Origin of the sequence: Methylobacterium oryzae, from assembly GCF_021398735.1 — a bacterium.
GTDB lineage: Bacteria > Pseudomonadota > Alphaproteobacteria > Rhizobiales > Beijerinckiaceae > Methylobacterium.
The window spans coordinates 1358509-1381368 of the sequence record NZ_CP090349.1; the positions used below are offsets into that span (position 1 = coordinate 1358509).

Sequence of the window (22860 nt, forward strand, 5' to 3'; positions counted from 1 at the left end):
TCATCGCGGTCGGAGACGAAGACTGCGCAGGTGCCCGGAGAACCTGCGCATGTCCTCGGCCTTGCGGGCGAGGTCCGGCTGCCGGCGCAGCCGGGCCGCGACACCGTAGGCCACGGCCCGCAGGGTGAAGCCGAGCCGGAGCGGGCCGGAGAAGAAGGCGGGCGACGACAGGAGCCGCCCGGCATTGCGCAGGCTGTAGATGGCCGCCAGCCCGTCGAGCCAGCGTGCCGAGCGGGCGCTTCCCGAGCCGCCCTGGAGATGGGTGACGGCGATGTCCGGGCGGTAGGCGACGCGCAGGCCGGCATCGCGCAGTCGGCAGCCCCAGTCCACGTCCTCGCCGTAGAGGAACATCGGGCTCTCCAGGCCGCCGATCGCGGCGATCGCCGAGCGGCGCAGCAGCAGGCAGGCCCCGCAGATCCAGTCGACGTCGAGCGCCCGCGCCCCCCTGGCCTGGCGGCTCACGAGGTAGAGGCCGCGCAGCCCGAGGCGGCCCGACAGGCCGGCGGCGTGCACCAGGATCGAGAGCGGGCGCGGCTCGTAGCCGGCGTCACCGACCTGATGCGTCCCGTCCGGGAAGGTCAGGCGCGGGCCGACCGCCCCGACATCCGGTTGCGCGTCGAGATGGTCCAGGAGGCCCGCGAGCGCGTCCGGGTCGTGCAGGAACGCGTCGGGGTTGAGGAGCAGGATCGCGGTACCGCGCGCGTGCTCCAGCGCGCGCGCGTTGCCGCCCGCGAAGCCGTGATTGGTCGGCTCGGCGATGACCCGCACCCAGGGAAAGGCCCGCGCGACGCGCTCGGGCGTCCCGTCGGTGGAGGCATTGTCGACGAGGATCACCTCGTAGGGGCGTCTCACCCGGCTCGCCGCCAGCAGGTCCAGGCAGGTCTCGATGTCCCGGCCGGCATTGTAGGTGACGATCAGGACGCTGAGGCTGACGGCGCTCACGGACGGTCTCCGTACGCTGCGAGGGATGGGCGACGCCCGGACGGCACGGGGATCCGCTCCGGACGCGCGCGCGCCGCGCCGATCGGGCCCGTCGACGCGACCGCCCGGGACGCTGCGACGGCCCTGCGCCGCTGCGCCGCCCGCACCCCGGCGATCAGCCCGAGGCCGGTGTAGAGCAACTCGGCGATGCCGAGATTCAGGCGGAAGCCCGGATCGACCAGCCCGTGCAGCAGGTGCGCGATCAGGCCGACCGCGCAGGCGGCCGCGATCGCCGCGAGCGGATCGCCCACCGGGGCGCGGCGGGCGGCGCGGAAGCCCCGGGCGATGCCGATGCCGAAGACCAGCGCGAAGGCCGCGTAGCCGACGACCCCGACCTCGGTGAGGATCAGGATGTGCAGGTTGTGCACCACGTGGTTCGACCGGTCGAACAAACCGGCGAGCCGGGACAGGCCGGTCCTGTCGAGAACCGCGAACTGGTTGCCGAAGTTGTTCAGGCCGACGCCGAAGATCGGGAACTGCTCGAACAGGGCGAGGGCCGCGGCGTTCAGCGGGCCGCGCTGGGCGGCCGAGCCGCCGTCGTCGGCGGTGAGCCGCTCCCAGATCAGCGGGCCGGCGTAGAGCGCCGCGACGGCGCCGACGATCGCCAGCAGGCCGAGGACGATCAGGCTCGTCCGGGAGAACAGGCGGTCGCGGTAGACCAGCAGGATCAGGAGGGCGGCCGAGACCGGGAAGGTCAGCCAGGACGCGCGCGACAGGGTCAGGACCACGCCGACCAGGGCCGAGGCGGCGCCCGCCGCCCCCGCGAGGCGCAGGAGCAGCGGGCCGCGCGACAGGGCCAGCGCCAGGGCGAGCGGCCAGACGAACTCGTAGTAGTAGCCGAGGATGTTCGGGTGGACCTTCAGTCCGCCGGCGCGGCGCTGGGCCGAGAAGTTGATGTTCTCCTCGACGATCTGTTCCTCGCCCAGCACCGACAGGCCGAGTTCCGAGCCCGAGACGTATTGCAGGCCTGCCACCGCGGTCTGGACGAGGCAGAGGGCGCAGATCGCCAGCGCGAGGGTCCGGATGTCGCCCTCGGACAGGTTCGAGACCGCGACCGAGACCAGGAGGAGGCCGGCGAAGCGCCACGTGTCGAACCAGAGATAGGCCGGGTCGGTGGCGTTGGAGAGCGAGAGCAGCCCCGCGATCAGGAAGCCGAGCTGCGTCAGCACGAGGGGCCGGTCGAGCCGCAGGCCCGGGGCGTCCTCCCCGAGTCCGGTGAGCTTGGCGACGATCAGCGCCGTGGCCACCAGCAGGGCGACGCTCACCGTCAGGCCGGCGCCGCCGCCGATGCTCGGCAGGTACTGCCCGACGGCCTCGAAATGCTGGAGGAAGCTGACGTCGAGCTTGACCGTCAGCCCGACCGCGAGGGCGACGAGCAGGAGCGGCGTGAGGCGATAGAGCCGCCCGACGATCAGGGCGCCGACCCCGCCGAAGGCCGCCGCGAGGCCGACGACGGCGAATTTGAGCGGCGCCGCGCTCAGGGCGATCGCCCCGGCCGCGGCCGCGAAGCCGATCCCGGCGAGCGGCAGGACCCGCAGCGCGCGGACGGGCGCCGCGCTCATCCGAGCCACCGGTAGAGCCATCGCGGGATCGGCCGCCGCGTGCGGTTCAGGACGACGCCGAGCGGCGCCCCGCCGGCGGCCTTGAGGTCGGCCAGGGCGCGCTGCGCCACGGCCCGACGGGTGCGCTCGGCGCCGATCACCACGATGAAGCCGTCCACGAAGGGGGAGAGCGCGGCGGCGTCGCCGATCTCGGTGATCGGCTCGCAATCCACGATCGCGAGCTCGAAGCGGTCGTCGACGAGCGCCAGGAAATCCTCCACGCGGCCGTCGTCCAGGGTCGCCTGGCGGATGGCCGACGGGCTGCCCGCGGGCACGACGCTGAGGTTGTCGGCGACCGGGTGGACGCCGCGGCTCGGGGCGACCGTGCCAGCGACGATGTCGGCGAAGCCCGGCTGGCCGGTCAGGCCGTAGGCCTCCGCCAGCGACGGGCGGGACCAGTTCGCCTCGATCAGAACGGCGCTGCGGCCCCGCCGGGCGTAGGCGCCGGCGAGTTCACGCGCGAGGGTGCTGACGCCCTCGCCGGGCTGGACCGCGGTGAGGCCGACCCGGCGCACGCGCGCCTCGTGCCGGGTGAGCTGGACGAGGGCCGGCTCCAGGATCGCCGGATCGATCTTCGGCGCGATGGCGGCGGCGATCATGCGGCGGCTCCCGTCTGCAGCGGCACCGCGGCCAGCACCGGCACCCGCAGCGAGCGGGCGACCTCCGACGCGCTGCGGTAGGTCTGGGCCAGGATCTCCGCGAGGGCGACGTAGGCCAGGGCGGCGAGCAGGCCGAGACCGGCCGCGAGCCCGAGGATCAGCGGCCGGTTCGGGCCGGAGGGCAGCCGCGGCGGCACGGCGCGCGCCACGAGGGCCGAGGAGGTGACGGCCTGCGCGTCGAGACCCGTGCCGGTCTTCAGAGCGTCGATCCGCTTCTGGGTCTCGGTGATCTCGTCGGTGAGCAGGCCCTTCTGCTGGGTCAGCCGGCCGTAGGCCAGCGCCGCGTCGCTCTGGCCGATGGCCGCCCGGCGGCGGGTCTGCTCGATCCCCGTGATGCTCTGGATCTTCTCGGCGAGGATGGCGAGCTTCGCCGTGTCGGCGGCGAGGAGCGCCTGATACTTCTGCCGGGCCAGGGCCGCGAGGTCCCGATCGAGGCTCACGAACTCGGGGGCGGTCGGCCGGAACCGCACCGCCAACTCGGCGCGCTTCGTCCGCAGGTCCGCCCAGCGCTGGTCGAAGGCCGTGACCGTCGGGTCCGCGTCGGGCGGCGTCGGCTGCCAGCGGTCGGGCCCGGCCTCGCGGGTGCGCTTGAGCCGGGTCTCGACCACCTCGCGCTCGATCTGCGCCGCCGATTTCTGCTTGGCGAGGTCAGCGAGGGTGCCGAGGTCGTTCTGCTGCTCGATCTCGAAGCTCGCGGTGTTGTTGCCCTTGAGGTAGGTCGAGAGCTGCGCGTCGATGGCGGCGAGGTCGGCCCGGGCGCGCTCCAGCTTGCTCTGGTAGAACGAGGCGGGAGTCTCGTCGGCGTAGACCTCCACGTGGCGGCGCTTGTAGGCGTCGAGCAGCCGGTTCAGCGCCTGGGCGGCGAAGTGCGGGTCCGTCCAGGTGAAGCCCGTGAGGATCACGTCCGTCTCCTTCACGAAGACGACCTTGAACGCCGCGAGGTACGCCTCGTAGAGCTTCTCGTCCGGGGTCAGGTGGCGCAGCAGGCCCACCGCCTCGAACGGGATCCGCACCGTATCGACGACCCAGGTCTTGACCGCCTTCGCGCTCCGCACGGCCTGACGGCCCTGGTAGATCAGCCAGTCGGTCCAGTCCGCCGGGGGCGGCCCGAGGTCGCCGGTCGGGGTGATCGCCTTCAGCGTCGCAAATTCGTCGCGCACGATGCTGGGATCGCGCAGGATCTCGATCTCGTTGTTCACGTTCTGCGCGCGCTCCGAGAACATGTAGTTCTGGTTCGCGCCGCCCTGGAGCGGGGCGCCCGCCTTCTCGCGGCCGAGACGGATGATCAGCTTGGCGTCGGCCGTGTACTCGGCCGGCGTCAGCAGCAGGTAGATCCCGGCGCCGAGGATCGCCGCGACGAGGATCAGCAGCGCCGGCCGGATGTGCCGGAACAGGGCCGCGAGGGCGTCGCGGAGGTCGAAGGCCGGGCCCTCGACCGCGTCGGCGGCGGTCAGGTCGCTCTGCCTCACGTGCCGGACCTCACGGTGGCGCTGGTGGAGGTGCTGGCGGACGGGCCGGTGATGTAGTTCACGCCGAAGCCGGTCCCGTTGAAGAGCAGGATCTGGCGCACCACGAGGTCCACCGCGCGGGCGGTCTTGGCCAGCAGCGAGGGCGGCACGTAGACGGTGGCGTTGGGCGGCACCACGATCGAGTCCGCCAAGCCCGGCTGGCCGATGTCGACGATGCGCACGCTGCCGGCCGCCTCGGCGTCGAAGCGGATGATCCGCACGGCCTCGCCGGCCGCGGTCGGCAGGACGCCGCCGGCCGAGCCCAGGACCTGCGCCAGCGTCCGCGGCCCCTGCAGGGTGACGGGACCCGGCGCGCGGACCTCGCCGAACACCATGGTGTTGGCCGGGACGAGGCTCGCGAGCCGGACGCTGGTCGTCACCGAGGCCAGCTGGTGCTTGTAGGCGGCGTTCAGGCTGCCCATGACCTCGTGGACGGTCCGGCCCGCCGCCTGGACCGGAGGCACCATCGGCAGGTTGATCTTGCCGTCCGGCTCGATCGCCAGGACCTTCACGCGGCCCATGTCGGCCCGCTGGGTGAGGTCGCGGAAATCGTCGGTGACGGTGCGGAACCGGCGCAGCATCAGGGTGACGACCGGATCGATCAGCACGTCGTCGTAGGTGCTCTTGATCAGCGCGGCGGCCGCCTCCGGCGACAGGCCGGCGACCTTGATGCCGTTCTTGCCCGGCAGCGAGATCCGGCCGTCCGGCCGGACGATCACCGTACGGTTGTATTCCGGGTGCGTGCGGAAATCGACGTCGAACTCGTCGTTCGGGTTCAGGCGGTAGGTCGGCTGGACGACGCTGGAATCGATCAGGAACGAGACTTCCAGGTTGTCGCCGACGTTGAGCCGGTAGTTCGCCAGCCCGAGGCGCATGGTCCGCCCGACCTCCTCTTGGGCGGCCGCGACCAGCGCGGCCGGGAGGCCCTCGGTGACCGAGCCGGTCTGAGCCACGTCGAGGCCGGAGCGCGCCGCGCTCTGCGGGCGCCCGGAACTGCAGCCGGCGAGCAGCGGCGCGCAGGCGACGAGCGCGAGCGCGACCGCCGAGGCACCGGATGGCCGGCCGGGACGCCGTCGCGCGACACCGAGGAACGCAGACAGGGTAAACGCCATCGACCTTCAGCCGCATCCTGCTCGAGTGCGCTCGTCCCATCACAACTCGTGATCGAACCGCGCACCGCGATACAATCGCCAAGCTTGGTTAACGAGGCTTGAACCCGGCTCTCGGCAACTCTATCAGAAGTTGTGTCTGGCAAGCCGTGGCAAAGTGCTGAGCCTCGCCCGCCCCGTAGAGGGGGGCGGGTTCCGGCGCAGGCCGAACGCGTGTGCGCGGCCGGGGCGCAGTCGTTCCCGCCGCCGGCGGGTCGATGCGCGGATCCCGCCGCGGCGGTGCCGTCTCCCGACAAGTCCCGCGCACGCTCCCGCCGATCTAAACCTGTAATTAGAGGGATGCTTGCCCGGATTTAAGAACCTGATCTATAGTTCGACGGTATGGAGCCGTACCGAGCGAGGACGAGAGTTCGACAAGCCGGCGCGGGGCGCCAGTATCCGGCGCGGCGGAGGCGCGTCACATGTCGGGCGTGAGGCCGGATCTCTTCGCCCGCCTGCACGACGACCTGGAGTCCGGCTTCCGGGAGGACCTCGAGGAGGCCGTGATCGATCCCGCGCGCTGGCCTGACTTGGCCGAGCGCGTCGTGCGGGCGTCCGGCAGCGAGGGCGCCCTCCTTCTGCGCTCCGACCGGACCGGCCTCGAATCGCTCTGCACCGCCTCCCTCGCCGACGCCTCGCGCCGCTACTTCGACGAGGGCTGGCACCGCGACGACCATCGCCTCCGCGGCATCCCGCTCATGCGGACGCGCGGGATCGCGGTCGATCAGGACTTCACCACGCCGGAGGAGATCGCGCGCCTGCCCTTCTACCAGGACCTGCTGGCCTCCCGCGGCCTGCGCTGGTTCGCCGGGATCGGCTTCTCCGTGAAGGGACGCCTGTGGTGCCTCTCCCTGCAGCGGACCGTGGAGCAGGGACCGTACGAGCTGCACGAGCAGCGGCGCCTCGCGACCCTGTCGCCGCTCCTGCAGCGCGCGGGCCTGCTGACGTCGATGGTCGAGCGGGCCCGGCTCGCGGGGCTGACGCAGGCCTTCGAGCTGATCGACCGCGCCGCCCTGATTCTCGACGCCGACGGACGGGCGCTCCGCTGGAACGACGCGTTCGGCGCCCTCCTCGGGCGCGACCTGAAGCTCTCGGGCGGCCGCCTCACCGCGGAGGATCCGGAGGCGGCGCGGCAGCTCGAAGCCCTGGCGCGGCCCTCCGGCCGCCCGCCGATCTCGGCGGTCGTCGCGGCGCGACGGGACGGGCCGCCGCTCGTGATCCACGTCGTGCCGCTGGTCGGGCCGAGCCGCGGCCTGTTCGCCGGGGCGAGCACGCTGCTCCTCGGGAGCGTGCCCGGGGCCCCGGCCGCGCCCGCGACCGCGATCCTCCAGGCGGCCTATCGGCTGACCCCGGCGGAGGCGCGCCTCGCCCAGGCGCTGTCGAGCGGGATCTCGCTGGCCGAAGCCGCTTCGCGATTCGCGATCACCGCGGCGACCGCGCGCTCGCAGCTGAAGGCGATCTTCGCCAAGACCGGAGCGACGCGCCAGTCGGATCTCGTGCGGCTCGTGGCCGGGCTCGCGCGCTGAGGGGTCACGGTTCCGAGAGGCGCGCGGCCCTGTCGCGTCGGCGCCGGAACGGGTGGGGCCGGCCGCCGGTTGCCGCAGGAACGACAGGAGATGTCTCGATGACGAATCGGATCGCACTCGTTTCCGCCCTGGCCGTCGCGGGCCTGCTGGCCGGCGCGCCCGCCCAGGCGAAGGGCTGCCTCAAGGGCGCCGTGGTCGGCGGAGTCGCCGGGCACATGGCCGGACACGGCAAGATGGGCGCGGCCGCGGGCTGCGCGATCGGTCACCACAACGCCAACAAGAAGGCCAAGCAGGGCTGACCGTCCCGACGCCGTCTACTTTGACGGCGATCGGATCGGCCAGAGGGTGATGACCAAGTCATCGCCGCTTCTCCGAAGCCGGATTCCCAGCGGAATCCGGCTTCGCTGCGTTCTGGGCCATGGCGCCAGCGAGATCGGTTCGCGCGGCACCTGACCTTCTCACCCAGATGACGGGACCGTCGGCGCGGCGCCCGCCGACCCGGACCGCCCGCGCGTCCACGTCTCCAGTCGCCCTCGCTCCACCCTTTCGCACCGCGTCGCGCTCGGCCCCCCGCCCGCAAGCCCCGCGCAAGCCAGCCGTTGACCTTACTTTCGAGCTATTCTAATTAAGAACTGTGGAGGGCGCGCCGCCGAGGCGGTCCCCTCCCTCCGAGATACCCGATGGAGAGACCCGATGGCCGGTTCCGCGAACGCCGCTTGCGAAAGCTGCCGCTTCTTCGACGATCACAAGCTCAACGGTGCCCAGGCGCAGGGTGACGAGGGCCTCTGCCGCTTCAATCCGCCGGTCAGCCAGCCGGCCCCCGAGTCGAAGGGTCTCTGGCCGGTCGTGGCCTCGAAGGACTGGTGCGGCCACTTCACGGCCGAGATGTCCGCCGCCGAGTAAGTCATCGCATCCTCGAGCCGTGCGGGATCTGCGCCGAGGCGCCGGTCCTGCCGAGGCTCCGCCACCCTCCGCGGGATCGAGCCGCGCCCGGCTCGTGCGGGGGAGATTGCCGGAGCCGCGCCGCCTCGCGTAACCTGCGGCCGTGACAGACGTGATACGCCCGGCCACGGAGGCCGACCTTCCCGCCATCGCGGCGATCTACGGCGACGCCGTCGCCTCCAGCACGGCCAGCTTCGAGACGGAGCCGCCGACGCTGGCCGAGATGACGCGCCGCTTCGAGGTGCTGCGCGCGGGCGGCTTTCCCTACCTCGTGGCCGAACGGGACGGCGCGGTCGCGGGCTACGCCTATGCCGGCCCCTATCACCAGCGCGCCGCCTATCGCTCGACCCTCGAGGATTCGATCTACGTCGCCCGGACGGCCCGAGGAGGCGGGGTCGGCCGGCGCCTGCTCACCGCCCTGATCGCGGCGAGCGAGCAGATCGACTGCCGGACCCTGGTCGCCATCATCGCCGAGAGCGGCTCACCCGCCTCGATCGCGCTGCACGCGAGCCTCGGCTTCACGCCCGTCGGAACGCTCGCGGGAGTCGGCCACAAGCACGGGCGCTGGCTCGATGTGACGCTCATGCAGCGCAGCCTGGGACCCGGCCGCAGCCTTCCGCCGACGCGGATCTGACCGTCCAAGGCGCACCGATCCCAGTATCGCCGGGTCGATTCCCGTCCAGAGCCGCGGCTGAGTTGTCATGATGCGGACAACTTCGCGCGGGAGAGGGCGGGCATGACGCGCACGCCGTCCGGTTCTCGGCGCGGGCGCGATGGCGCGGAGGGAGCGATCTTTCCTGCGCGGAAGCGGCACACGCGAGGGCGGGCGGTCAAGGCTCCATCACGACTCGCGAGGGATGGGAGTTCGGGTATGCGGTTTACATCGATCGGACGCCGGGTTGCGCCGCTCGCGATCCTGGCGCTCTCGGCGCTGGCGGGCACGGCCCAGGCCAAGACGCCGACCGATCCCAGCGGCACCTATCTCACCGAGGACGGCCGCGCGCGCGTGCGCCTCGAGAAGTGCGGGACCGCGGGTGACCGGCTCTGCGGATACGTGGTGTGGCTGAAGGTCCCGCTGAACGACAAGGGCGAGCCGCGGATCGACTTCAAGAACCCCGATCCCAAGAAGCAGGCCCGGCCGTCCCTCGGACACCAGCTGATCCTGGGCCTGAAGCCGAATGCCGACGCCCATTACGAGGGCAAGATCTACAATTCCGAGGACGGCAAGTCCTACGACGTCACCATCTGGACCGAGACGCCCGGCGAGCTGACGGTGCGCGGTTGCCTGATCGCGTTCCTGTGCAAGTCCCAGACCTGGACCAAGGTGACCGATCTCGCGCCCGGCCAGCTCCCCGGCCCGACCAACGGTGCGAACGGTCCGCGCAGCGATCCCGAATACGCCACCGCCGCCCCGAAGCCGACCGCCAAGGCCGGCGCGAAGCCGGCCCAGAAGCCCGGCGCCGCCGAGGCGCCCAAGGAGGAGTGACCGGCGCGGACCCGCGCGTGGCCGGCCCTCAGTCGGCCAGGGCCGCGTAGGTCAGGACGCGCAGCTCGCGCCGGATCGGCAGGGCCGAGGACGGAACGAGCTGCGTCATGAGCACCACCGACAGATCCTCGGCCGGGTCGATCCAGAACGCCGTCGAGGCGAGGCCGCCCCAGGCGACCTCGCCCGGCGTGCCGAGGATCTGGGCCCGGGCGGGGTCGAGCATCACCGAGAAGCCGAGGCCGAAGCCGATGCCGGTGTAGGAGGTCTCGGCGAAGCGCGGCGTGCCCATCGCAGCCAGGTCGCCCGGCAGGTGGTTCGCCAGCATCAGGTCGACCGTCTTGCGGCCCAGGAGGCGCGCGCCGTCGAGGGTCCCCCGGTTGAGGATCATCCGGCAGAAGCGCTGATAGTCCGCGGCCGTCGAGACGAGGCCGCCGCCGCCCGACGCGATGGCGGGCGCGCGCGCGAAGGCCGTGTCCACGGAATCGTCGAACAGGCGCAGCTGCCGCGCGCGGTCGTACGCGTAGGTGGCGCAGAAGCGCGGCATCAGCTCGGGCCGCACGTGGAAGTCGGTATCGACCAGGCCGAGGGGCCCGATCACCGCCTCGCGGAGGTGGTCGGCGAACGGGCGGCCGGTCAGCGCGGCCACGTACTGGCCGAGCACGTCGGTGGCGACGCTGTAGTTCCAGGCGCTGCCCGGCTGGGCGAGGAGCGGCAGCTTCGCGACCCGCGCGGTCATCTCGGCGAGGGTGCCCTCGCGCGCCAGGAAGTCGACGCCCTGCTCGCGGTACTGCGCGTCGACCAGGGTCGCCTCCATGAAGCCGTAGGTCAGCCCGGCCGTGTGGGTCAGCAGGTCCCGCACGGTGATCGCCCGGCGGGCCGGCTCGGTCTCGAGCTTCGCGCGGTTGCCGCCCACGGCGACGCGCATCTCGGCGAACTCGGGCAGGACCCGGGAGATCGGATCGTCGAGCTGGAACAGGCCCTGCTCGTAGAGCTGCATCACCGCCACTGAGGTCAGCGGCTTGGTCATCGAGTAGATCCGGGCGACCGTGTCGAGGGTGAACGGCGTTGCCCGGGCGAGGTCGGCCTGCCCGCAGGCGCGCGCGAAGGCGACGCGCCCGCGCCGCGCCACGGTGACCGACAGGCCGGCCAGCCGGCCGTCGCCGACGAGGCGGTCCATCCACGGCGCGATCCGGGCGAGCCCCTCCGGGCTGACCCCGGCGCCGGTCGGATCGGTCTCGGTCAGCGCGCTCATGCGGTCTCCTCGTCGTGGCTTTCCGCGAACGTAGAAGGGGCGGGGGACGAAATCACCAGCCCATCGTCCCGGGACTGCCCTTGAACGGACCGACGATGCCGGGTGTGATCCAGCCGCCGTAGAAGTTTCCCGGTTGCGGCGTCACCGGGTCCGTCCCGACGAAGCAGGCATCCATCGGGCCGGCGTAGAACGCGACGTAGCCGGCGATCGCGCGGAAATCCGGGGTCGGATCCGGGTAGGCCCAGGCCGCCCCGGGCACGAGACGGTCGCCGCCGTGCACGTCGAACAGGACCGCCTGTCCCTTCCACTCGCAGATCCCGCCGCGCCGCCGGTTCACGAGCGTCCCGTCCGCGATGTCGGCGGGCGGCAGGTAGTAGGTCGGCGCGTGCGAGGTCTCGAGCACCCGGAACCCGGAACCCGTCTCGGCGATGACGCGGCCGCCGAGCACGACCCGCAGCCGGTCCGGGACGGATTCGAGCCGCGGCGGCCGCGGATAGTCCCAGACGCTCTCCTCGCCCGGTCCGACCGGATCGGGAACGGGCCGAAAGGGCGATCCGCGCATGGAGAACCTCGTGTTGTGCCGGTGCGGATCCAGATAGGGCACTGCGGCCGGCGTTTGTCGTCCGGCGCGCCCGTGCTAGCCCGTCGCCGACACTCGAGCCCGGGATCGCCCGCGATGGACATCGCCCTCTTCCTCGACTTCGACGGCACGCTCGCCGAGATCGCGCCGCGTCCGGACGCCGTGCGGGTCGAGCCCGGCCTCGTGGAGGATCTGGAGCGGCTCAGGGCGCGCCTCGGCGGCGCCCTCGCCATCGTCACCGGCCGGCCGGTCACGGTGATCGACGGCTTCCTGGCGCCGTCCCGGTTGGATGCGGCCGGTCTCCACGGCGTCGAGCGCCGGGTCGCCGGCGCGCTCACGGGCGGCCGCGCGGAGGACCATCCGGATCTGCGCCGGCAGGTCGCGCGCCTGCAGGCCGAGAGCGCCGCGCTGGCGCAGGTCCTGATCGAGGACAAGGGCGCCTCGGTGGCGGTCCACTGGCGGCTCGCGAACCCGGACGATGCCCTGCGGGCCGAGACGCTGGTGAAGGGCGCGGCGGAGGCGCTCGGCGCCGAATACCGCCTGCAACTCGGCAAGGCGGTCGGCGAGATTGTCCCGGCGCAGGCCACCAAGGCCCACGCGATCCGCGCCTTCATGGCGCAGGCGCCCTACGCCGGACGAGTCCCCGTCTTCTTCGGCGACGACCGCACCGACGAGATCGCCTTCGCGTCGATCAACGAGGACGGCGGCGTCGCGGTGCGCGTCGGTGACGGCGAGACTGTCGCCCGGCGGCGCCTGCCCGACCCCGCCGCCGTCCGTGCCCTGCTCAGCAACTGGGCTAACGGTGGCGCGATCGACCCGGACGCGCTGCCGCCGGCCTGACTCGCCGCGCTGTCCAAGGGGAGGTCGCGATGTCGGGGCGTTCCGTCACGGGCTGGCCGCGCCTGCTGCTGCGGCTGGAGGGGGGCTGCATCCTGGTCGCCGCCCTGCTCGCCTATGGTTGGCTCGGGCCGTCGTGGTGGCTCTTCGCGGCGCTGCTCTTCGTCCCCGACCTGAGCATGCTGGGCTACGCGGCCGGTCGCGTGGTCGGCGCCGTGCTCTACAACGCGGCCCACACGCTCGCGCTGCCGCTCGTCGGCCTGTCCCTGGCGATCGCTTCGGGCCGTCCCGAGGCCGTCGGGCCGGTCCTCATCTGGCTGGCCCATATCGGCCTCGACCGCGCCCTCGGTTACGGTCTCAAATACGGGAGCGGCTTCGGTGATACCCATCTCGGCGTGATCGGCCGGCCGCGTGACAAGACGATCGCGCAATCCTGAGCGGCGGACGCCGCCGATTGGGACTTGCCCGCGCGGGGTCGCGCGGCCGATGAATCGCCGGAGCCGTGTCGGACGCGAGTCCCGTCGCGGCGGGCCAGAGAGCAGAGGCGAGTTGCGATGTTCGAGTTTCCGGTTCTGGTCGGCGACATCGGCGGGACGAACGCGCGGTTCGGTCTGATCGAGACGTCCGGCGACCAGCCCCGCCTCCTCGCGCACGAGGCGACCGCCGACCATCCCGATCCGTCGAGCGCCATCAAGGCATCGCTGGCCAAGGGCGGCGGCCCGGCACCGCGCTCGGCCATCCTGGCGATCGCCGGCCGGGTCGACGGGCCGGAGATCCAGCTGACGAACGCGCACTGGAAGATCGCCGGCCAGCGCATCGCCGAGGATTTCGGTCTCTCCTCCGCGACGGTGGTCAACGACTACGTGCCGGTGGCGGCCGGCGCCGCCGATATCGAGCCCCACGACCTCACGCCGGTCGGCCCCTGTCCCCCCGTGCCCGGCGGCGCCCGCGTGGTGCTGGGCCCCGGGACCGGCTTCGGCGCGGCCGCGCTGGTCCCCTATGCGGCGCATCTCGCCATCGTCTCCACCGAGGTCGGCCACACCGATATCGGTCCGGCCGACGCCTTCGAGGAGAAGGTCTGGCACGCGCTGGAGCGGGTCGAGGACCGGATCACCGTGGAGACGGTGCTGTCGGGGCCGGGCCTGTCGCGGCTCCACGCGGCCGTCGCCCATGTCCGGACCGGGCAGCCGCACGAGAAGATCGAGCCGGCCGCGGTCACCGAGGCCGGTCTCAGCGCCACCGATCCGCACGCCGCGGAGACGCTCGAGCTGTTCGGCCGGGTGCTCGGACGCGTCTGCGGCGACCTCGCGCTGACCTTCCTGGCGACGAGCGGGGTCTATATCGGCGGCGGGATCGCGCCCCGGATCCTCAAGGTGCTTGAGGAGAGCGGCTTCCGCGACGCCTTCGAGAAGAAGGCGCCCTTCGCCGCCATGATGCGCCGGATCCCGACCAGCGTGATCACCGTCCACGACCCCGCTTTCCGGGGCCTGGCGGCCCTGGCGAACGAGGGCGCCAAGTTCGTCTACCACGGGCAGGTGTGGCGGAAGGGGGCGTGAGCGCCCGCGGCGGCGTCGGCCGGGCGCGGAGCGAGGCCGGACGGCTCCGCTCCGCGCGCGTCCCGCTGTCGCGCCGGGCCGGCCCTCAGGCCGCCGCGAGCGGCTTCGAGACCTCCTCCAGGGACTTGCCCTCCGCGGCGGTGCCCCAGATGCCTCCGACGACCGCCGCGATGAGCATCAGCACCGCGCCGAGGCCGTAGCCGAACAGCACCCAGTCGCGCGAGCCGGTCTCGACCAGCGTGCCGAACAGGAGCGGGCCCGAGACGCCGCCGATGCCGGTGCCGACCGCGTAGAAGGCCGCGATGGCCAAGGCCCGGATCTCCAGCGGGAACGTCTCGGAGACCGTGAGATAGGCCGAGCTCGCCGCCGCCGAGGCGAAGAAGAACACCACCATCCAGGCCGCGGTCTGGCCGACCGGCCCGAGCACGTCGAGGCGGAACAGCAGGCCGACGCCGGCGAGGAGCAGCGCCGAGATGCCGTACGTGAAGGCGATCATCTTGCGCCGGCCGATCGTGTCGAACAGCCGCCCGAGCAGCAGCGGGCCGAGGAACGAGCCGAGCGCGAAGGGCAGCAGGTACCAGCCGACATGGTTGCCGGGCACCTGATAGAAGCGCTCCAGCACCAGCGCGTAGGTGAAGAACAGCGCGTTGTAGAAGAAGGCCTGCGCGATCATCAGCGCGAGGCCGACCATGGTTTCCTTGCGGCTCGTCACGAACAGCGCCTTGAACACCTCCGACAGCGGGGTGTGGTCGCGGGTGCGGACCTTCATGCGCTTGCTCTCGTCCACCGGCGGCAGCGTGACGCCCTCGTCGGTGAAGCGCTTCTCGATTCCGGTGACGACGCGGTCGGCCTCCGCGGCGTAGCCGTGGGTGGCGAGCCAGCGCGGGCTCTCGGGGATCCAGGTGCGCAGGAGCAGGATCACGAGGCCGATGGCGCCGCCGGTGAAGAAGGCGACGCGCCAGCCCCAGGCCGGGTCGATCACCTCCGGCTTCAGGAGCACGATCGACATGAACGAGCCGAGCGCCGCGCCGATCCAGAACGAGCCGTTGATGACGAGGTTGGTCCAGCCGCGGACCCGGGCCGGGACCAGTTCCTGGATGGTCGAGTTGATCGCCGTGTACTCGCCGCCGATCCCCGCGCCCGTGAGGAAGCGGAAGAAGCAGAAGCTCCAGATGTTCCACGACAGGCCGGTGGCCGCCGTGGCGACGAGGTAGAGGGCCAGCGTGATGAAGAACAGCTTCTTCCGGCCGATCCGGTCGGTGAGCCAGCCGAAGCCGATCGCGCCGGTCACGGCGCCCACGAGGTAGCAGGAGGCGGCGAGGCCGACGTCGAACTCCGAGAACGACATCGGCGGCTGGCGCAGCGCGCCCACCAGGGAGCCGGCGAGGGTCACCTCGAGGCCGTCCAGCACCCAGGTGATGCCGAGCGCCACGATCACGAGGACGTGGAAGCGGCCCCAGGGCAGCCGGTCCAGGCGCGCGGAGATGTCGGTGTCGATCACGCGGCCGATCTCCGCGCGCTCCGGCGTCCCGGATCCCCCCTCGACCTTGCTCGCCATGTCCGCGTGTCCTCCCAAATCGCCCGTTTAACCGTGCCTGGACAGCGGGCATTTACCGCGACTGTAGGCAGGTGTTGGGAACGGGTTGGAAATCGATTCGGTTCGATTTCGTCTTCACGTGCGCGGCGCAGAACGGGGAGGTCCACGCGGTGCCCCTCCCATGCCCTCCTGCTCCACCCGGTCTCGCCGATCCTGGCCCCGCTACGCCCTGCTGGCCGCGATGACGCTCGGCGGCCTCGCGACCGCTCCCACCGAGGGCGCGGACCGGCACCTCGAACGGCCCAAGCCCCGCGTCGCGATCCAGGCGGCCGAGCGCTGGCGCCTGCGGCCGACCGAGCCCGTCGTGGCGGCGACGACCGGCAGCATCCGCAAGCGGGCGGAGACCGCGATCCCCGAGGATCGGCGCAACGTCCGCCTCGTCTACCCGGCGCTGATCGAGGCGCGCTGACCGCGCCGGCGCCCGACCCATCTCGACGATCCGGATCCCGTCAGGCACAGCGCCTGCTTCGCCCGCACGTGGACGGGCGGAGCGGTACGGTGCGGAGGATGCGGATGGCGGAGGCGATCGCCCTGGTCGGGTGCAAGGGGCCGGATCAGGAAGCGGAGTACCTGCGGATCCTCTCGGCGGCCATGCCCGAGGAGCGCCTGATCCCGTTCCGGTCGATGGACGACGCGGCCCGGGCGGCCGCGCGGGTCGCCGTCGTGGCCAACCCCGATCCGGCCGAGGTCGCGGCGCTGCCGGGCCTCGTCTGGGTGCAGAGCCTGTGGGCCGGGGTGGAGAAGCTCGTCGGCGCCTTCGACCGGCCGCTGCCGATCGTCCGCCTCGTCGACCGCGAGATGGCCCGCACCATGGCGGAGGCCGTCCTGGCCTGGACCTACTATCTCCAGCGCGACATGCCGGCCTACGCCCGCCAGCAGCGGGACCGGGTCTGGCGCCCGCACGCCTACCGCAAGCCGTCCGAGACGACGGTGGGCCTGCTCGGCCTCGGGGCGCTCGGGACCGCGGCGGCGGAGCGGCTCACTGGAGCCGGCTTCCGCGTCGTCGGCTGGAGCCGCAGCCCCAAGGCGGTGCCGGACCTCGAGACGTTCCACGGCGCTGACGACCTCCCGGCGATGCTCGGCCGGTGCGACATCCTCGTCTGCCTCGTGCCGCTGACGCCGGAGACGCGGGGCCTCGTGAACGCCGAGCGCCTCGCCGCCCTGAAGCCCGGCGCCGCGCTGATCAACTTCGCCCGCGGACCGATCGTCGTCACCGAGGACCTGATCGCCGCCCTGGACAAGTGCCATCTGGCCCACGCCGTGCTCGACGTCTTCGCGGTCGAGCCCCTGCCGGCGGAGTCGCCGCTGTGGTCGCATCCCGGCGTGACGGTGCTGCCGCACGTCTCGGGGCCGACCGACATGGATTCGGCGGCCGCCACGGTGGCGGCCAACCTGAGGGCCTATCGGCGGACCGGCCAGGTGCCGGACGGCGTCGACTCGGCGCGCGGATACTAGGGCGCGCGCCTCACAGCTTCGGGAATGTCGCCGCGAGGTGGTCGATCAGCACCCGCACGGCCGGCGGCAGCACGCGCCGGGTCGTGAAGACGATGTGCACGATCCCGGGCTGACCCTGCCAGTCCGGGTAGACGGGCACGAGCCGGCCGGCCGCGACGGCATCGGTGCAGGCGTGGTCGGGCAGGAACGCGACCCCGAGGCCGTCGGCGGCCGCGTCGCACAGCGCGGCGAAGTCGCCGCAGGTCAGGCGCGGCTCGTGGCGCAGGGTGAAGATCGTGCCGTCCCGGTGCTCCAGCCGCCACTCCGCCTCGCCGGGATCGTCGCGTGTGCCGAGGGTCGGGACCGCGCCGAGCGCGGCGATGTCGGGGCCGAGGCCGCGCGCGATCCGCGGCGCGGCGACCAGGATCCACCGCGAGGTTCCGAGCGTGCGCATGGTCAGCGACGCGTCGCTCGTCAGGTCCCGTCGGACCCGCGGCGCCACGTCGATCCGCTCCTCGATCAGGTCGACGGGCCGGTCGGTCACGACCAGCTGCAGCCGCACCTTCGGGTATCGGACTAGGAATCCGCGGACGCGCGCCGCGACGATGTCGGTGAGGCCCGTGGGACAGCTCATGCGGATCCGCCCGTGCGGCTCGGTCTGCGCCTCCGCGACCAGCGCCTCGGCCCGCTCCGCCTCGAGCATCATCGCCCGGCAGCGCTCGTAGAACCCCTGGCCGACCTCGGTCACGCGGAAGCGCCGGCTCGACCGCTCGATCAGGCGGGCGCCCAGGCGCGCCTCCAGGGCCGCGATGCGGCGGCTCAGCTTCGACTTCGGCTGGTGCAGCGCCCGGCCGGCCGCGGCGAAGCCGCCATGCGCGACGACCTCGGCGAAGTAGACGTAGTCGTTGAGATCGGCGCGGACCATCGTTCCTCCTGTGGAACGCTGGATGCCACAATCGCCGACTACCCGCACCATCGTTCCGGCGGCATCTCTCCGACCAGCGGCGCGCGCGGCGCCGAACAGCGGAGAACGACGATGACCGGCAGGTTTCAGGACAAGGTGGTGGTGGTGACCGGCGGCACCAGCGGCATCGGCCTCGCGACCGCCCAGGCCTTCGTGGACGAGGGGGCCTCGGTGTTCATCACCGGTCGCCGCCAGGAGGCGCTCGACGCGGCGGTGAAGCGGATCGGCGGCCGGATCACGGGCGTGCGCGGCGACATGGCGAACCTCGCCGACATCGACCGCCTGTACGACGCGGTCCAGCAGAAGCACGCGCAGATCGACGTGGTCTTCGCCAATGCCGGCGGCGGCAGCTTCGCGCCGCTCGGCGCGATCACCGAGGCGCATTATCAGAGCATCTTCGACACCAACGTGAAGGGCGTGCTCTTCACCGTGCAGAAGGCGCTGCCGCTCCTGCGGGACGGAGCCGCGATCGTCCTCACCGGATCGACCACCGGCAGTTCGGGCACGCCGGCCTTCAGCGTCTACTCGGCCACCAAGGCGGCCGTGCGCAACTTCGCCCGGAACTGGATCCTCGACCTGAAGGACCGGCGCATCCGAGTGAACACGATCAGCCCGGGCGTGACCGAGACCGCCGGCCTCGACGAGCTCTTCGGCGGCGGCGATCAGGCGGCGGCCACCAAGGATGTCCTCGCCGGCCCGAGGAGATCGCCCAGGCGGTGCTGTTCCTCGCCTCGGACGCGGCGAGCTTCGTCAACGGCGTCGAGCTGTTCGCCGACGGCGGGCAGGTCCAGATCTGAGGGTTCGGGGCGGCCGGGACGCGACACCCGGTCCCGGCCGCCCCCGTGAACCCTGGCAATGGCCGGCGGTTAAAGGCCCGGCCCTCCGGTCCCGCTTCCTCGCGGGCGGGCGCCGGGAAGGACAAACGGTTTCCATGGGCTGGCCGCGCCGCATCCTGATCACCGCCGGTCTGGTGACCGTCGCGGCCGGCGTCGCCCTGGGCGTCGGCCGCTTCAGCTACGCGCCGATGCCCGACCGGGCGGACCTGCTCAACCCGGACCGCTACCCGATCCAGACCGCCTTCGACATCCTCGGCCGCCGCGTCTCGCGCGCGGAGGCCGACCGGCTCAGCGGCACCGAGGCCGGACGGAAGGAACTCTCGCCGAAGACCGGTGCGGTCGCGATCGATCCTGCCATGGTCGAGCGCGGCCGGCAGGCCTTCTATCAGGAGACGTTCGGCAACGAGGTCTTCCTCACCGACGTCATGGGCATGCTCGACGGCGGCCTGACTCCCACGCAGGTCGCCCTGGCGGTGGCCAAGCTCGGTGGCCAGGGCACCACCGATCTCAAAGTTGCCATGGCCAGGGACGTGCGCGTCGGCGACCGCGTCTACCGGGCGGGCGAGCTGGTCCCGACCGGGCTCGACGTGCCGAAGGGCGGCGCCTTCATCATCGGGATCAAGACCTTCTACGACCGCGGCCACCTGCGCATGGGGATCACCTGCGCCCTGTGCCACGCGGCGGTCGATCCCGGCACCGGCAGGGTCGTAGAGGGCGCGCCCAACACCGACCTCAATGCCGGCCTGCTGATGGCACTCGCGAAGAACTCCTCGGCCTACTTCATGCACGCCAGCGTGCCGGAGGCCGATGCCAAGCCCCCCGCTGAACCGCAGCATACCGGCTCGACCGGCACGGGGCCGGCGCTCCCGGACGCCGCTTCCGTCGAGGCGGCCACGAAGGTGCAGGTGGCGAGCTGGCCGCCGGGCAGCTTCGACTCGTCCGCCGACCGGGTCACCAACCCGACCTCGATCCCGTCAAGCTTCTCGGCGCACGGCGAGCCCTACAGCTGGAGCGGGCGCGAGGCGATCGGGCCCTTCGCGGGCCTGTCCTCGCTCAACAACAACGTCCACGCGGCTAATTCCGACACGACCCAGCTCGCCGCCGCCGCGCCCTGGCTGTTCGGCATGGATCCCGAGACGTATCTCGGGATCGTGCTGCGCGGCTCGGCCACGGAGGCGTTCCGCTACAGGCCCGACGGCGGCCGGAGCCCGTCGGAGGTGCTGCGCAGCGTCGATCCGACCCCGGCCTCGCCGGGGCTGAATAGCTACGCGGTGCTGCCGACCTATCCGGCGACCAACTACGTCACCGACAACGGCCTGTTCACGTCCGTGCCCGGGGAGCCGGTCAACCACGCCAACAACGCCATGTCGGCCTTCCAGAACCTGCTGCACCCGCCGGCCGCCGGGCAGGATCCCGACCGGGTCCGCGCGGGCCGCGCGGTGTTCGAGAAGGCCGGCTGCGGCAGCTGCCATTCCGGCCCGGCGCTCACCAACCACCGGGTCGTACCGGAGGCCGAGATCGGTACCGAGCCGACCCGGGCGCGGGCGGGCGCCAAGATGGAGGCGCGCCTGTCGGCGCCGGCGATGTTCGCCGCCGACACGCCGTTCCCGACCCCGGCCGACCCGGTCATCGTCCCGGTGCCGCTCGCGGGCGACGCCCTCGCCCAGGTGCAGCTCGCCTGGGGGCAGGGGGGCACGGAGGGCGGCTACAAGGTGCCGAATCTCGTGGGCCTCGCCTGGACGGCGCCGTACCTGCACGATTCCGGCGTCGCGGTCGGTCCCGATGCCGAGGGCCAGCTCGGCGTCCCGGGCACGCTGTACCGGGGCGTCACCCCCGATCCCGCCAACAGCCTGCGCGCCCTGGTCGACCGGGATCTCCGGGCGAAGGTGATCGCCGCCAACGCGGCCTCGGACACGGCGCGGATCGCCCGCGTGACCGGCAAGGGGCACGCCTACTGGGTGGATGCCGGCTCGGGCGTCTCGCGCGAAGAGCAGACGGCGCTGATCGCGTACCTGCTCTCGGTCGATCGCCTGACGGAGCCGGCCGCGACGCCCTGACCGCGCCGCCCGCGAGCCGGATCTCCCATGTCGCGGACCCTCACCCCGGTCTTGGTCAGCCTCGGGCCCTGTTACCCGGCGCTGTGAAATCTCATCGTCCTCGCGGGCGGGGCGAAGCGATCCAGCAGCGCCGCGCGCGCCGGTGTCGCGCCGCCCTGGGTTGCTTCACTGCGTTGGCAAAGACGCGGCTCAGATCACCGCCTCGATCAGGCCGCGCCGCTTGGCCTCCTCGGCCTCGAGGTACCAGTTCGACGGTGCCTTCTCGAGCACCTCGTCGAGGGTGACGTCAGAGCCCTGGATCAGGTTGGCGAAGCCCTCGTTCTGGATCTCGATCGAGCACAGGATCTCGTTGAGCGTCGCCTTCACGGAGGCGATGCAGGTGGTGAGCGGTCCCTCGACCTGGAGCTGCTTGTTCATCTTGCGCTCGTGGATCATCAACCGCGTCCCGCAGGTGAGATAGCGGTTGGGCCGGGCGAAGAAGCTCATGAAGGTCGTGCCGGCCGAGTAGATCGCGGCTTTGCCGAGGAAGACGAACCGCCGGTTCGGATCCATCGCGCTGTTGAAGCGGATGTCCTCGCCCATCATCCGGGCGACCTCCGGGTCGCCGCCGAGCGTCGTCAACTCGACGACGACGAGGTCGCGGTCCCCCGCCGCGTCGAGCTGGCGGCGGAAGTCCTTGTACATGTCGTAGTCGACCGGTCCGGAAAGCAGGACGGCCGGGGCCCGGAAGGCGGTGGGGCCGAGGGGATTCGTGTCCATGGTCCTCCTCATCGATGGAGCGGCCCAGACCCACTCGTCCCGCGGCTCTGGCCCGGCGTCAGCGCGCCGGGTCGGGCGCGCCCGCGCCGTTGCCCACGAACGGGATACCCTCGATCGGGCATTCCTCCGTGCCGACGCTCTGGCGGGTAATGGCCCGGACGGCGTCGCGGGTCCCGTCGGGATCCTCGATCCAGCGCCGGTAGAAGTCGTAGGGGCATTCCGACATCCCGTGCCGGTTCTCCTTCGAGTTGATCATGCCCGTGTAGCCGCGGTGCAGGAGCTTGAAGAGGTGGTTCTCCGACTGGCCGTGGGCGCGGAAGTCCCGGATCAGGAACTTCGACAGGGCCGCGTACTGGATGCCCATCTCCTCCTCGCCGCACTCGCCGAGCGTGCGGCCGTCGAAGCCGATGATCGCCGAGTGGCCGAAATACGTGTAGACGCCGTCGAAGCCCGCCGCGTTGGCCACCGCCACGTAGGTGTTGTTGGCGAAGGCCATCGCCTTCGAGATGACGACCTGCTGCTCTTTCGCCGGGTACATGTAGCCCTGGCAGCGGATGATCAGCTCAGCGCCCCGCATGGCGCAGTCGCGCCAGATCTCGGGATAGTTGCCGTCGTCGCAGATGATCAGGCTGATCTTCAGACCCTTCGGCCCGTCCGACACGTAGGTTCGGTCGCCCGGGTACCAGCCCTCGATCGGGGTCCAGGGCATGATCTTGCGGTACTTCTGGACGATCTCGCCCTGGTCGTTCATCAGGATCAGGGTGTTGTAGGGCGCCTTGTGCGGGTGCTCCTCGTGGCGCTCGCCGGTGAGCGAGAACACGCCCCAGACCTTGGCCTCCCGGCAGGCGGCGGCGAAGACCTCGGTCTCGGCGCCCGGGACCGTCGAGGCGGTCTCGTACATCTCCGCGGCGTCGTACATGATGCCGTGGGTCGAGTATTCGGGGAAGATCACGAGGTCGAGGCCAGGCAGGCCGGTCTTCATGCCGACGATCATCTTGCCGATCGCCTTGGCGTTCTCCAGCACCTCGGCGCGGGTGTGCAGGCGCGGCATCTTGTAGTTCACGACGGCGACGCCGACGCTGTCCTGGCTGGACGAGATGTCTCCGTGCATCATGGCGTGATGTCCTCCTGACCTTG

The 22860-nt window shown here is 72.0% G+C and carries 22 protein-coding genes and 1 pseudogene; 12 read left to right on the forward strand and 11 right to left on the reverse strand.

Translation table 11 applies throughout. The features are described 5' to 3' along the window. From LXM90_RS06530 to LXM90_RS06550, 5 genes are read right to left on the reverse strand one after another with little or no spacing between them, the layout of a single operon-like run. Positions 1–942 carry a glycosyltransferase family 2 protein gene (locus tag LXM90_RS06530; protein ID WP_020090573.1) on the reverse strand — a complete coding sequence of 314 codons (942 nt, stop codon included), beginning with the start codon at positions 940–942 and terminating at the stop codon, positions 1–3. Then, positions 939–2543 carry an O-antigen ligase family protein gene (locus tag LXM90_RS06535; protein ID WP_020090572.1) on the reverse strand — a complete coding sequence of 535 codons (1605 nt, stop codon included), beginning with the start codon at positions 2541–2543 and terminating at the stop codon, positions 939–941. The genes LXM90_RS06530 and LXM90_RS06535 overlap by 4 nt, the downstream gene beginning before the upstream one ends. Next, positions 2540–3181, reverse strand: coding sequence for a CpsD/CapB family tyrosine-protein kinase (locus LXM90_RS06540; RefSeq protein ID WP_020090571.1), 642 nt, complete (start codon positions 3179–3181; stop codon positions 2540–2542). Before LXM90_RS06540 ends, LXM90_RS06535 begins: the two co-directional genes overlap by 4 nt. Further along, the gene (locus LXM90_RS06545) at positions 3178–4710 is read right to left on the reverse strand and encodes a GumC family protein (RefSeq protein WP_020090570.1); all 1533 of its coding nucleotides are present in this window, start codon (positions 4708–4710) and stop codon (positions 3178–3180) included. Before LXM90_RS06545 ends, LXM90_RS06540 begins: the two co-directional genes overlap by 4 nt. Continuing rightward, entirely contained in the window at positions 4707–5861 is a 1155-nt protein-coding gene (locus tag LXM90_RS06550) for a polysaccharide biosynthesis/export family protein (protein ID WP_020090569.1), read from the reverse strand. The genes LXM90_RS06545 and LXM90_RS06550 overlap by 4 nt, the downstream gene beginning before the upstream one ends. Before the next feature lie 458 nt (positions 5862–6319). Here LXM90_RS06550 and LXM90_RS06555 point away from each other — a divergent pair, with 458 nt between their 5' ends. The 5 genes from LXM90_RS06555 to LXM90_RS06575 all read left to right on the forward strand — a co-directional run bounded on the left by LXM90_RS06555 (position 6320) and on the right by LXM90_RS06575 (position 9851). Continuing rightward, positions 6320–7423, forward strand: a complete 1104-nt coding sequence (locus LXM90_RS06555; RefSeq protein ID WP_234082103.1) for a helix-turn-helix transcriptional regulator — start codon at positions 6320–6322, stop codon at positions 7421–7423. A gap of 98 nt (positions 7424–7521) precedes the next feature. Continuing rightward, complete coding sequence (locus LXM90_RS06560; protein ID WP_012322375.1) at positions 7522–7722, forward strand: hypothetical protein; 201 nt, start codon at positions 7522–7524, stop codon at positions 7720–7722. A gap of 394 nt (positions 7723–8116) precedes the next feature. Continuing rightward, positions 8117–8326, forward strand: a complete 210-nt coding sequence (locus LXM90_RS06565) for a hypothetical protein (RefSeq protein WP_020090567.1) — start codon at positions 8117–8119, stop codon at positions 8324–8326. A gap of 142 nt (positions 8327–8468) precedes the next feature. Beyond that, positions 8469–8999 (forward strand): GNAT family N-acetyltransferase, encoded by a 531-nt coding sequence (locus LXM90_RS06570; protein WP_234082105.1) that lies wholly within the window; start codon positions 8469–8471, stop codon positions 8997–8999. Positions 9000–9236: 237 nt separating this feature from the next. Further along, on the forward strand, positions 9237–9851 hold the full coding sequence (locus LXM90_RS06575; protein ID WP_234082107.1) for a DUF2147 domain-containing protein: 615 nt from the start codon (positions 9237–9239) through the stop codon (positions 9849–9851). A gap of 28 nt (positions 9852–9879) precedes the next feature. Here the strand turns inward: LXM90_RS06575 and LXM90_RS06580 are convergent, their stop codons facing one another. Continuing rightward, a complete protein-coding gene (locus tag LXM90_RS06580; protein ID WP_234082110.1) occupies positions 9880–11103 on the reverse strand; it encodes a serine hydrolase domain-containing protein in 1224 nt (407 codons plus the stop codon). Between the two features lie 52 nt (positions 11104–11155). Next, positions 11156–11665, reverse strand: coding sequence for a DUF427 domain-containing protein (locus LXM90_RS06585; protein WP_234082112.1), 510 nt, complete (start codon positions 11663–11665; stop codon positions 11156–11158). Positions 11666–11779: 114 nt separating this feature from the next. Between LXM90_RS06585 and otsB the strand changes: the two genes are divergently transcribed. The 3 genes from otsB to LXM90_RS06600 all read left to right on the forward strand — a co-directional run bounded on the left by otsB (position 11780) and on the right by LXM90_RS06600 (position 14076). Continuing rightward, positions 11780–12523 (forward strand): trehalose-phosphatase, encoded by a 744-nt coding sequence (gene otsB, locus LXM90_RS06590; RefSeq protein WP_234082114.1) that lies wholly within the window; start codon positions 11780–11782, stop codon positions 12521–12523. Positions 12524–12552: 29 nt separating this feature from the next. Continuing rightward, on the forward strand, positions 12553–12957 hold the full coding sequence (locus LXM90_RS06595) for a DUF4260 domain-containing protein (RefSeq protein ID WP_234082116.1): 405 nt from the start codon (positions 12553–12555) through the stop codon (positions 12955–12957). 117 nt (positions 12958–13074) lie between these two features. Continuing rightward, on the forward strand, positions 13075–14076 hold the full coding sequence (locus tag LXM90_RS06600; RefSeq protein WP_234082120.1) for a glucokinase: 1002 nt from the start codon (positions 13075–13077) through the stop codon (positions 14074–14076). Positions 14077–14161: 85 nt separating this feature from the next. Here LXM90_RS06600 and LXM90_RS06605 read toward each other — a convergent pair whose 3' ends face one another. Beyond that, positions 14162–15634 carry an MFS transporter gene (locus LXM90_RS06605; RefSeq protein WP_024828057.1) on the reverse strand — a complete coding sequence of 491 codons (1473 nt, stop codon included), beginning with the start codon at positions 15632–15634 and terminating at the stop codon, positions 14162–14164. A 160-nt stretch (positions 15635–15794) separates the two neighbouring features. Here LXM90_RS06605 and LXM90_RS06610 point away from each other — a divergent pair, with 160 nt between their 5' ends. Together LXM90_RS06610 and LXM90_RS06615 are read left to right on the forward strand one after the other, a co-directional pair. Continuing rightward, positions 15795–16082 carry a hypothetical protein gene (locus LXM90_RS06610; RefSeq protein WP_234082123.1) on the forward strand — a complete coding sequence of 96 codons (288 nt, stop codon included), beginning with the start codon at positions 15795–15797 and terminating at the stop codon, positions 16080–16082. Between the two features lie 104 nt (positions 16083–16186). Then, complete coding sequence (locus tag LXM90_RS06615) at positions 16187–17128, forward strand: 2-hydroxyacid dehydrogenase (RefSeq protein ID WP_205833815.1); 942 nt, start codon at positions 16187–16189, stop codon at positions 17126–17128. 10 nt (positions 17129–17138) lie between these two features. On the opposite strand, the gene LXM90_RS06620 is transcribed toward LXM90_RS06615, so the two are convergent. Then, the gene (locus LXM90_RS06620) at positions 17139–18032 is read right to left on the reverse strand and encodes a LysR substrate-binding domain-containing protein (RefSeq protein ID WP_234082125.1); all 894 of its coding nucleotides are present in this window, start codon (positions 18030–18032) and stop codon (positions 17139–17141) included. 111 nt (positions 18033–18143) lie between these two features. On the opposite strand from LXM90_RS06620, the pseudogene LXM90_RS06625 reads away from it, so the two are divergent. Both LXM90_RS06625 and LXM90_RS06630 read left to right on the forward strand, forming a co-directional pair. Continuing rightward, positions 18144–18868, forward strand: a pseudogene (locus tag LXM90_RS06625) (SDR family NAD(P)-dependent oxidoreductase). A gap of 134 nt (positions 18869–19002) precedes the next feature. Beyond that, positions 19003–20964 carry a cytochrome C oxidase Cbb3 gene (locus LXM90_RS06630; RefSeq protein ID WP_234082128.1) on the forward strand — a complete coding sequence of 654 codons (1962 nt, stop codon included), beginning with the start codon at positions 19003–19005 and terminating at the stop codon, positions 20962–20964. 189 nt (positions 20965–21153) lie between these two features. Here LXM90_RS06630 and LXM90_RS06635 read toward each other — a convergent pair whose 3' ends face one another. Continuing rightward, positions 21154–21723 carry a ClpP family protease gene (locus tag LXM90_RS06635; protein WP_234082130.1) on the reverse strand — a complete coding sequence of 190 codons (570 nt, stop codon included), beginning with the start codon at positions 21721–21723 and terminating at the stop codon, positions 21154–21156. Between the two features lie 58 nt (positions 21724–21781). Next, complete coding sequence (locus LXM90_RS06640) at positions 21782–22837, reverse strand: aliphatic amidase (RefSeq protein WP_234082132.1); 1056 nt, start codon at positions 22835–22837, stop codon at positions 21782–21784. Positions 22838–22860 lie beyond the last annotated feature (23 nt).

What these genes read in the sequence shown, in the direction of transcription:
- LXM90_RS06535 (WP_020090572.1), bottom strand. Translation starts at nt 2,543, where the DNA reads ATGAGCGCGGCGCCCGTCCGCGCGCTGCGGGTCCTGCCGCTCGCCGGG.
- LXM90_RS06540 (WP_020090571.1), bottom strand. Translation starts at nt 3,181, where the DNA reads ATGATCGCCGCCGCCATCGCGCCGAAGATCGATCCGGCGATCCTGGAG.
- LXM90_RS06550 (WP_020090569.1), bottom strand. Translation starts at nt 5,861, where the DNA reads ATGGCGTTTACCCTGTCTGCGTTCCTCGGTGTCGCGCGACGGCGTCCC.
- LXM90_RS06555 (WP_234082103.1), top strand. Translation starts at nt 6,320, where the DNA reads ATGTCGGGCGTGAGGCCGGATCTCTTCGCCCGCCTGCACGACGACCTG.
- LXM90_RS06560 (WP_012322375.1), top strand. Translation starts at nt 7,522, where the DNA reads ATGACGAATCGGATCGCACTCGTTTCCGCCCTGGCCGTCGCGGGCCTG.
- LXM90_RS06565 (WP_020090567.1), top strand. Translation starts at nt 8,117, where the DNA reads ATGGCCGGTTCCGCGAACGCCGCTTGCGAAAGCTGCCGCTTCTTCGAC.
- LXM90_RS06575 (WP_234082107.1), top strand. Translation starts at nt 9,237, where the DNA reads ATGCGGTTTACATCGATCGGACGCCGGGTTGCGCCGCTCGCGATCCTG.
- LXM90_RS06580 (WP_234082110.1), bottom strand. Translation starts at nt 11,103, where the DNA reads ATGAGCGCGCTGACCGAGACCGATCCGACCGGCGCCGGGGTCAGCCCG.
- LXM90_RS06585 (WP_234082112.1), bottom strand. Translation starts at nt 11,665, where the DNA reads ATGCGCGGATCGCCCTTTCGGCCCGTTCCCGATCCGGTCGGACCGGGC.
- otsB (WP_234082114.1), top strand. Translation starts at nt 11,780, where the DNA reads ATGGACATCGCCCTCTTCCTCGACTTCGACGGCACGCTCGCCGAGATC.
- LXM90_RS06595 (WP_234082116.1), top strand. Translation starts at nt 12,553, where the DNA reads ATGTCGGGGCGTTCCGTCACGGGCTGGCCGCGCCTGCTGCTGCGGCTG.
- LXM90_RS06600 (WP_234082120.1), top strand. Translation starts at nt 13,075, where the DNA reads ATGTTCGAGTTTCCGGTTCTGGTCGGCGACATCGGCGGGACGAACGCG.
- LXM90_RS06605 (WP_024828057.1), bottom strand. Translation starts at nt 15,634, where the DNA reads ATGGCGAGCAAGGTCGAGGGGGGATCCGGGACGCCGGAGCGCGCGGAG.
- LXM90_RS06610 (WP_234082123.1), top strand. Translation starts at nt 15,795, where the DNA reads ATGCCCTCCTGCTCCACCCGGTCTCGCCGATCCTGGCCCCGCTACGCC.
- LXM90_RS06615 (WP_205833815.1), top strand. Translation starts at nt 16,187, where the DNA reads ATGGCGGAGGCGATCGCCCTGGTCGGGTGCAAGGGGCCGGATCAGGAA.
- LXM90_RS06620 (WP_234082125.1), bottom strand. Translation starts at nt 18,032, where the DNA reads ATGGTCCGCGCCGATCTCAACGACTACGTCTACTTCGCCGAGGTCGTC.
- LXM90_RS06630 (WP_234082128.1), top strand. Translation starts at nt 19,003, where the DNA reads ATGGGCTGGCCGCGCCGCATCCTGATCACCGCCGGTCTGGTGACCGTC.
- LXM90_RS06635 (WP_234082130.1), bottom strand. Translation starts at nt 21,723, where the DNA reads ATGGACACGAATCCCCTCGGCCCCACCGCCTTCCGGGCCCCGGCCGTC.
- LXM90_RS06640 (WP_234082132.1), bottom strand. Translation starts at nt 22,837, where the DNA reads ATGATGCACGGAGACATCTCGTCCAGCCAGGACAGCGTCGGCGTCGCC.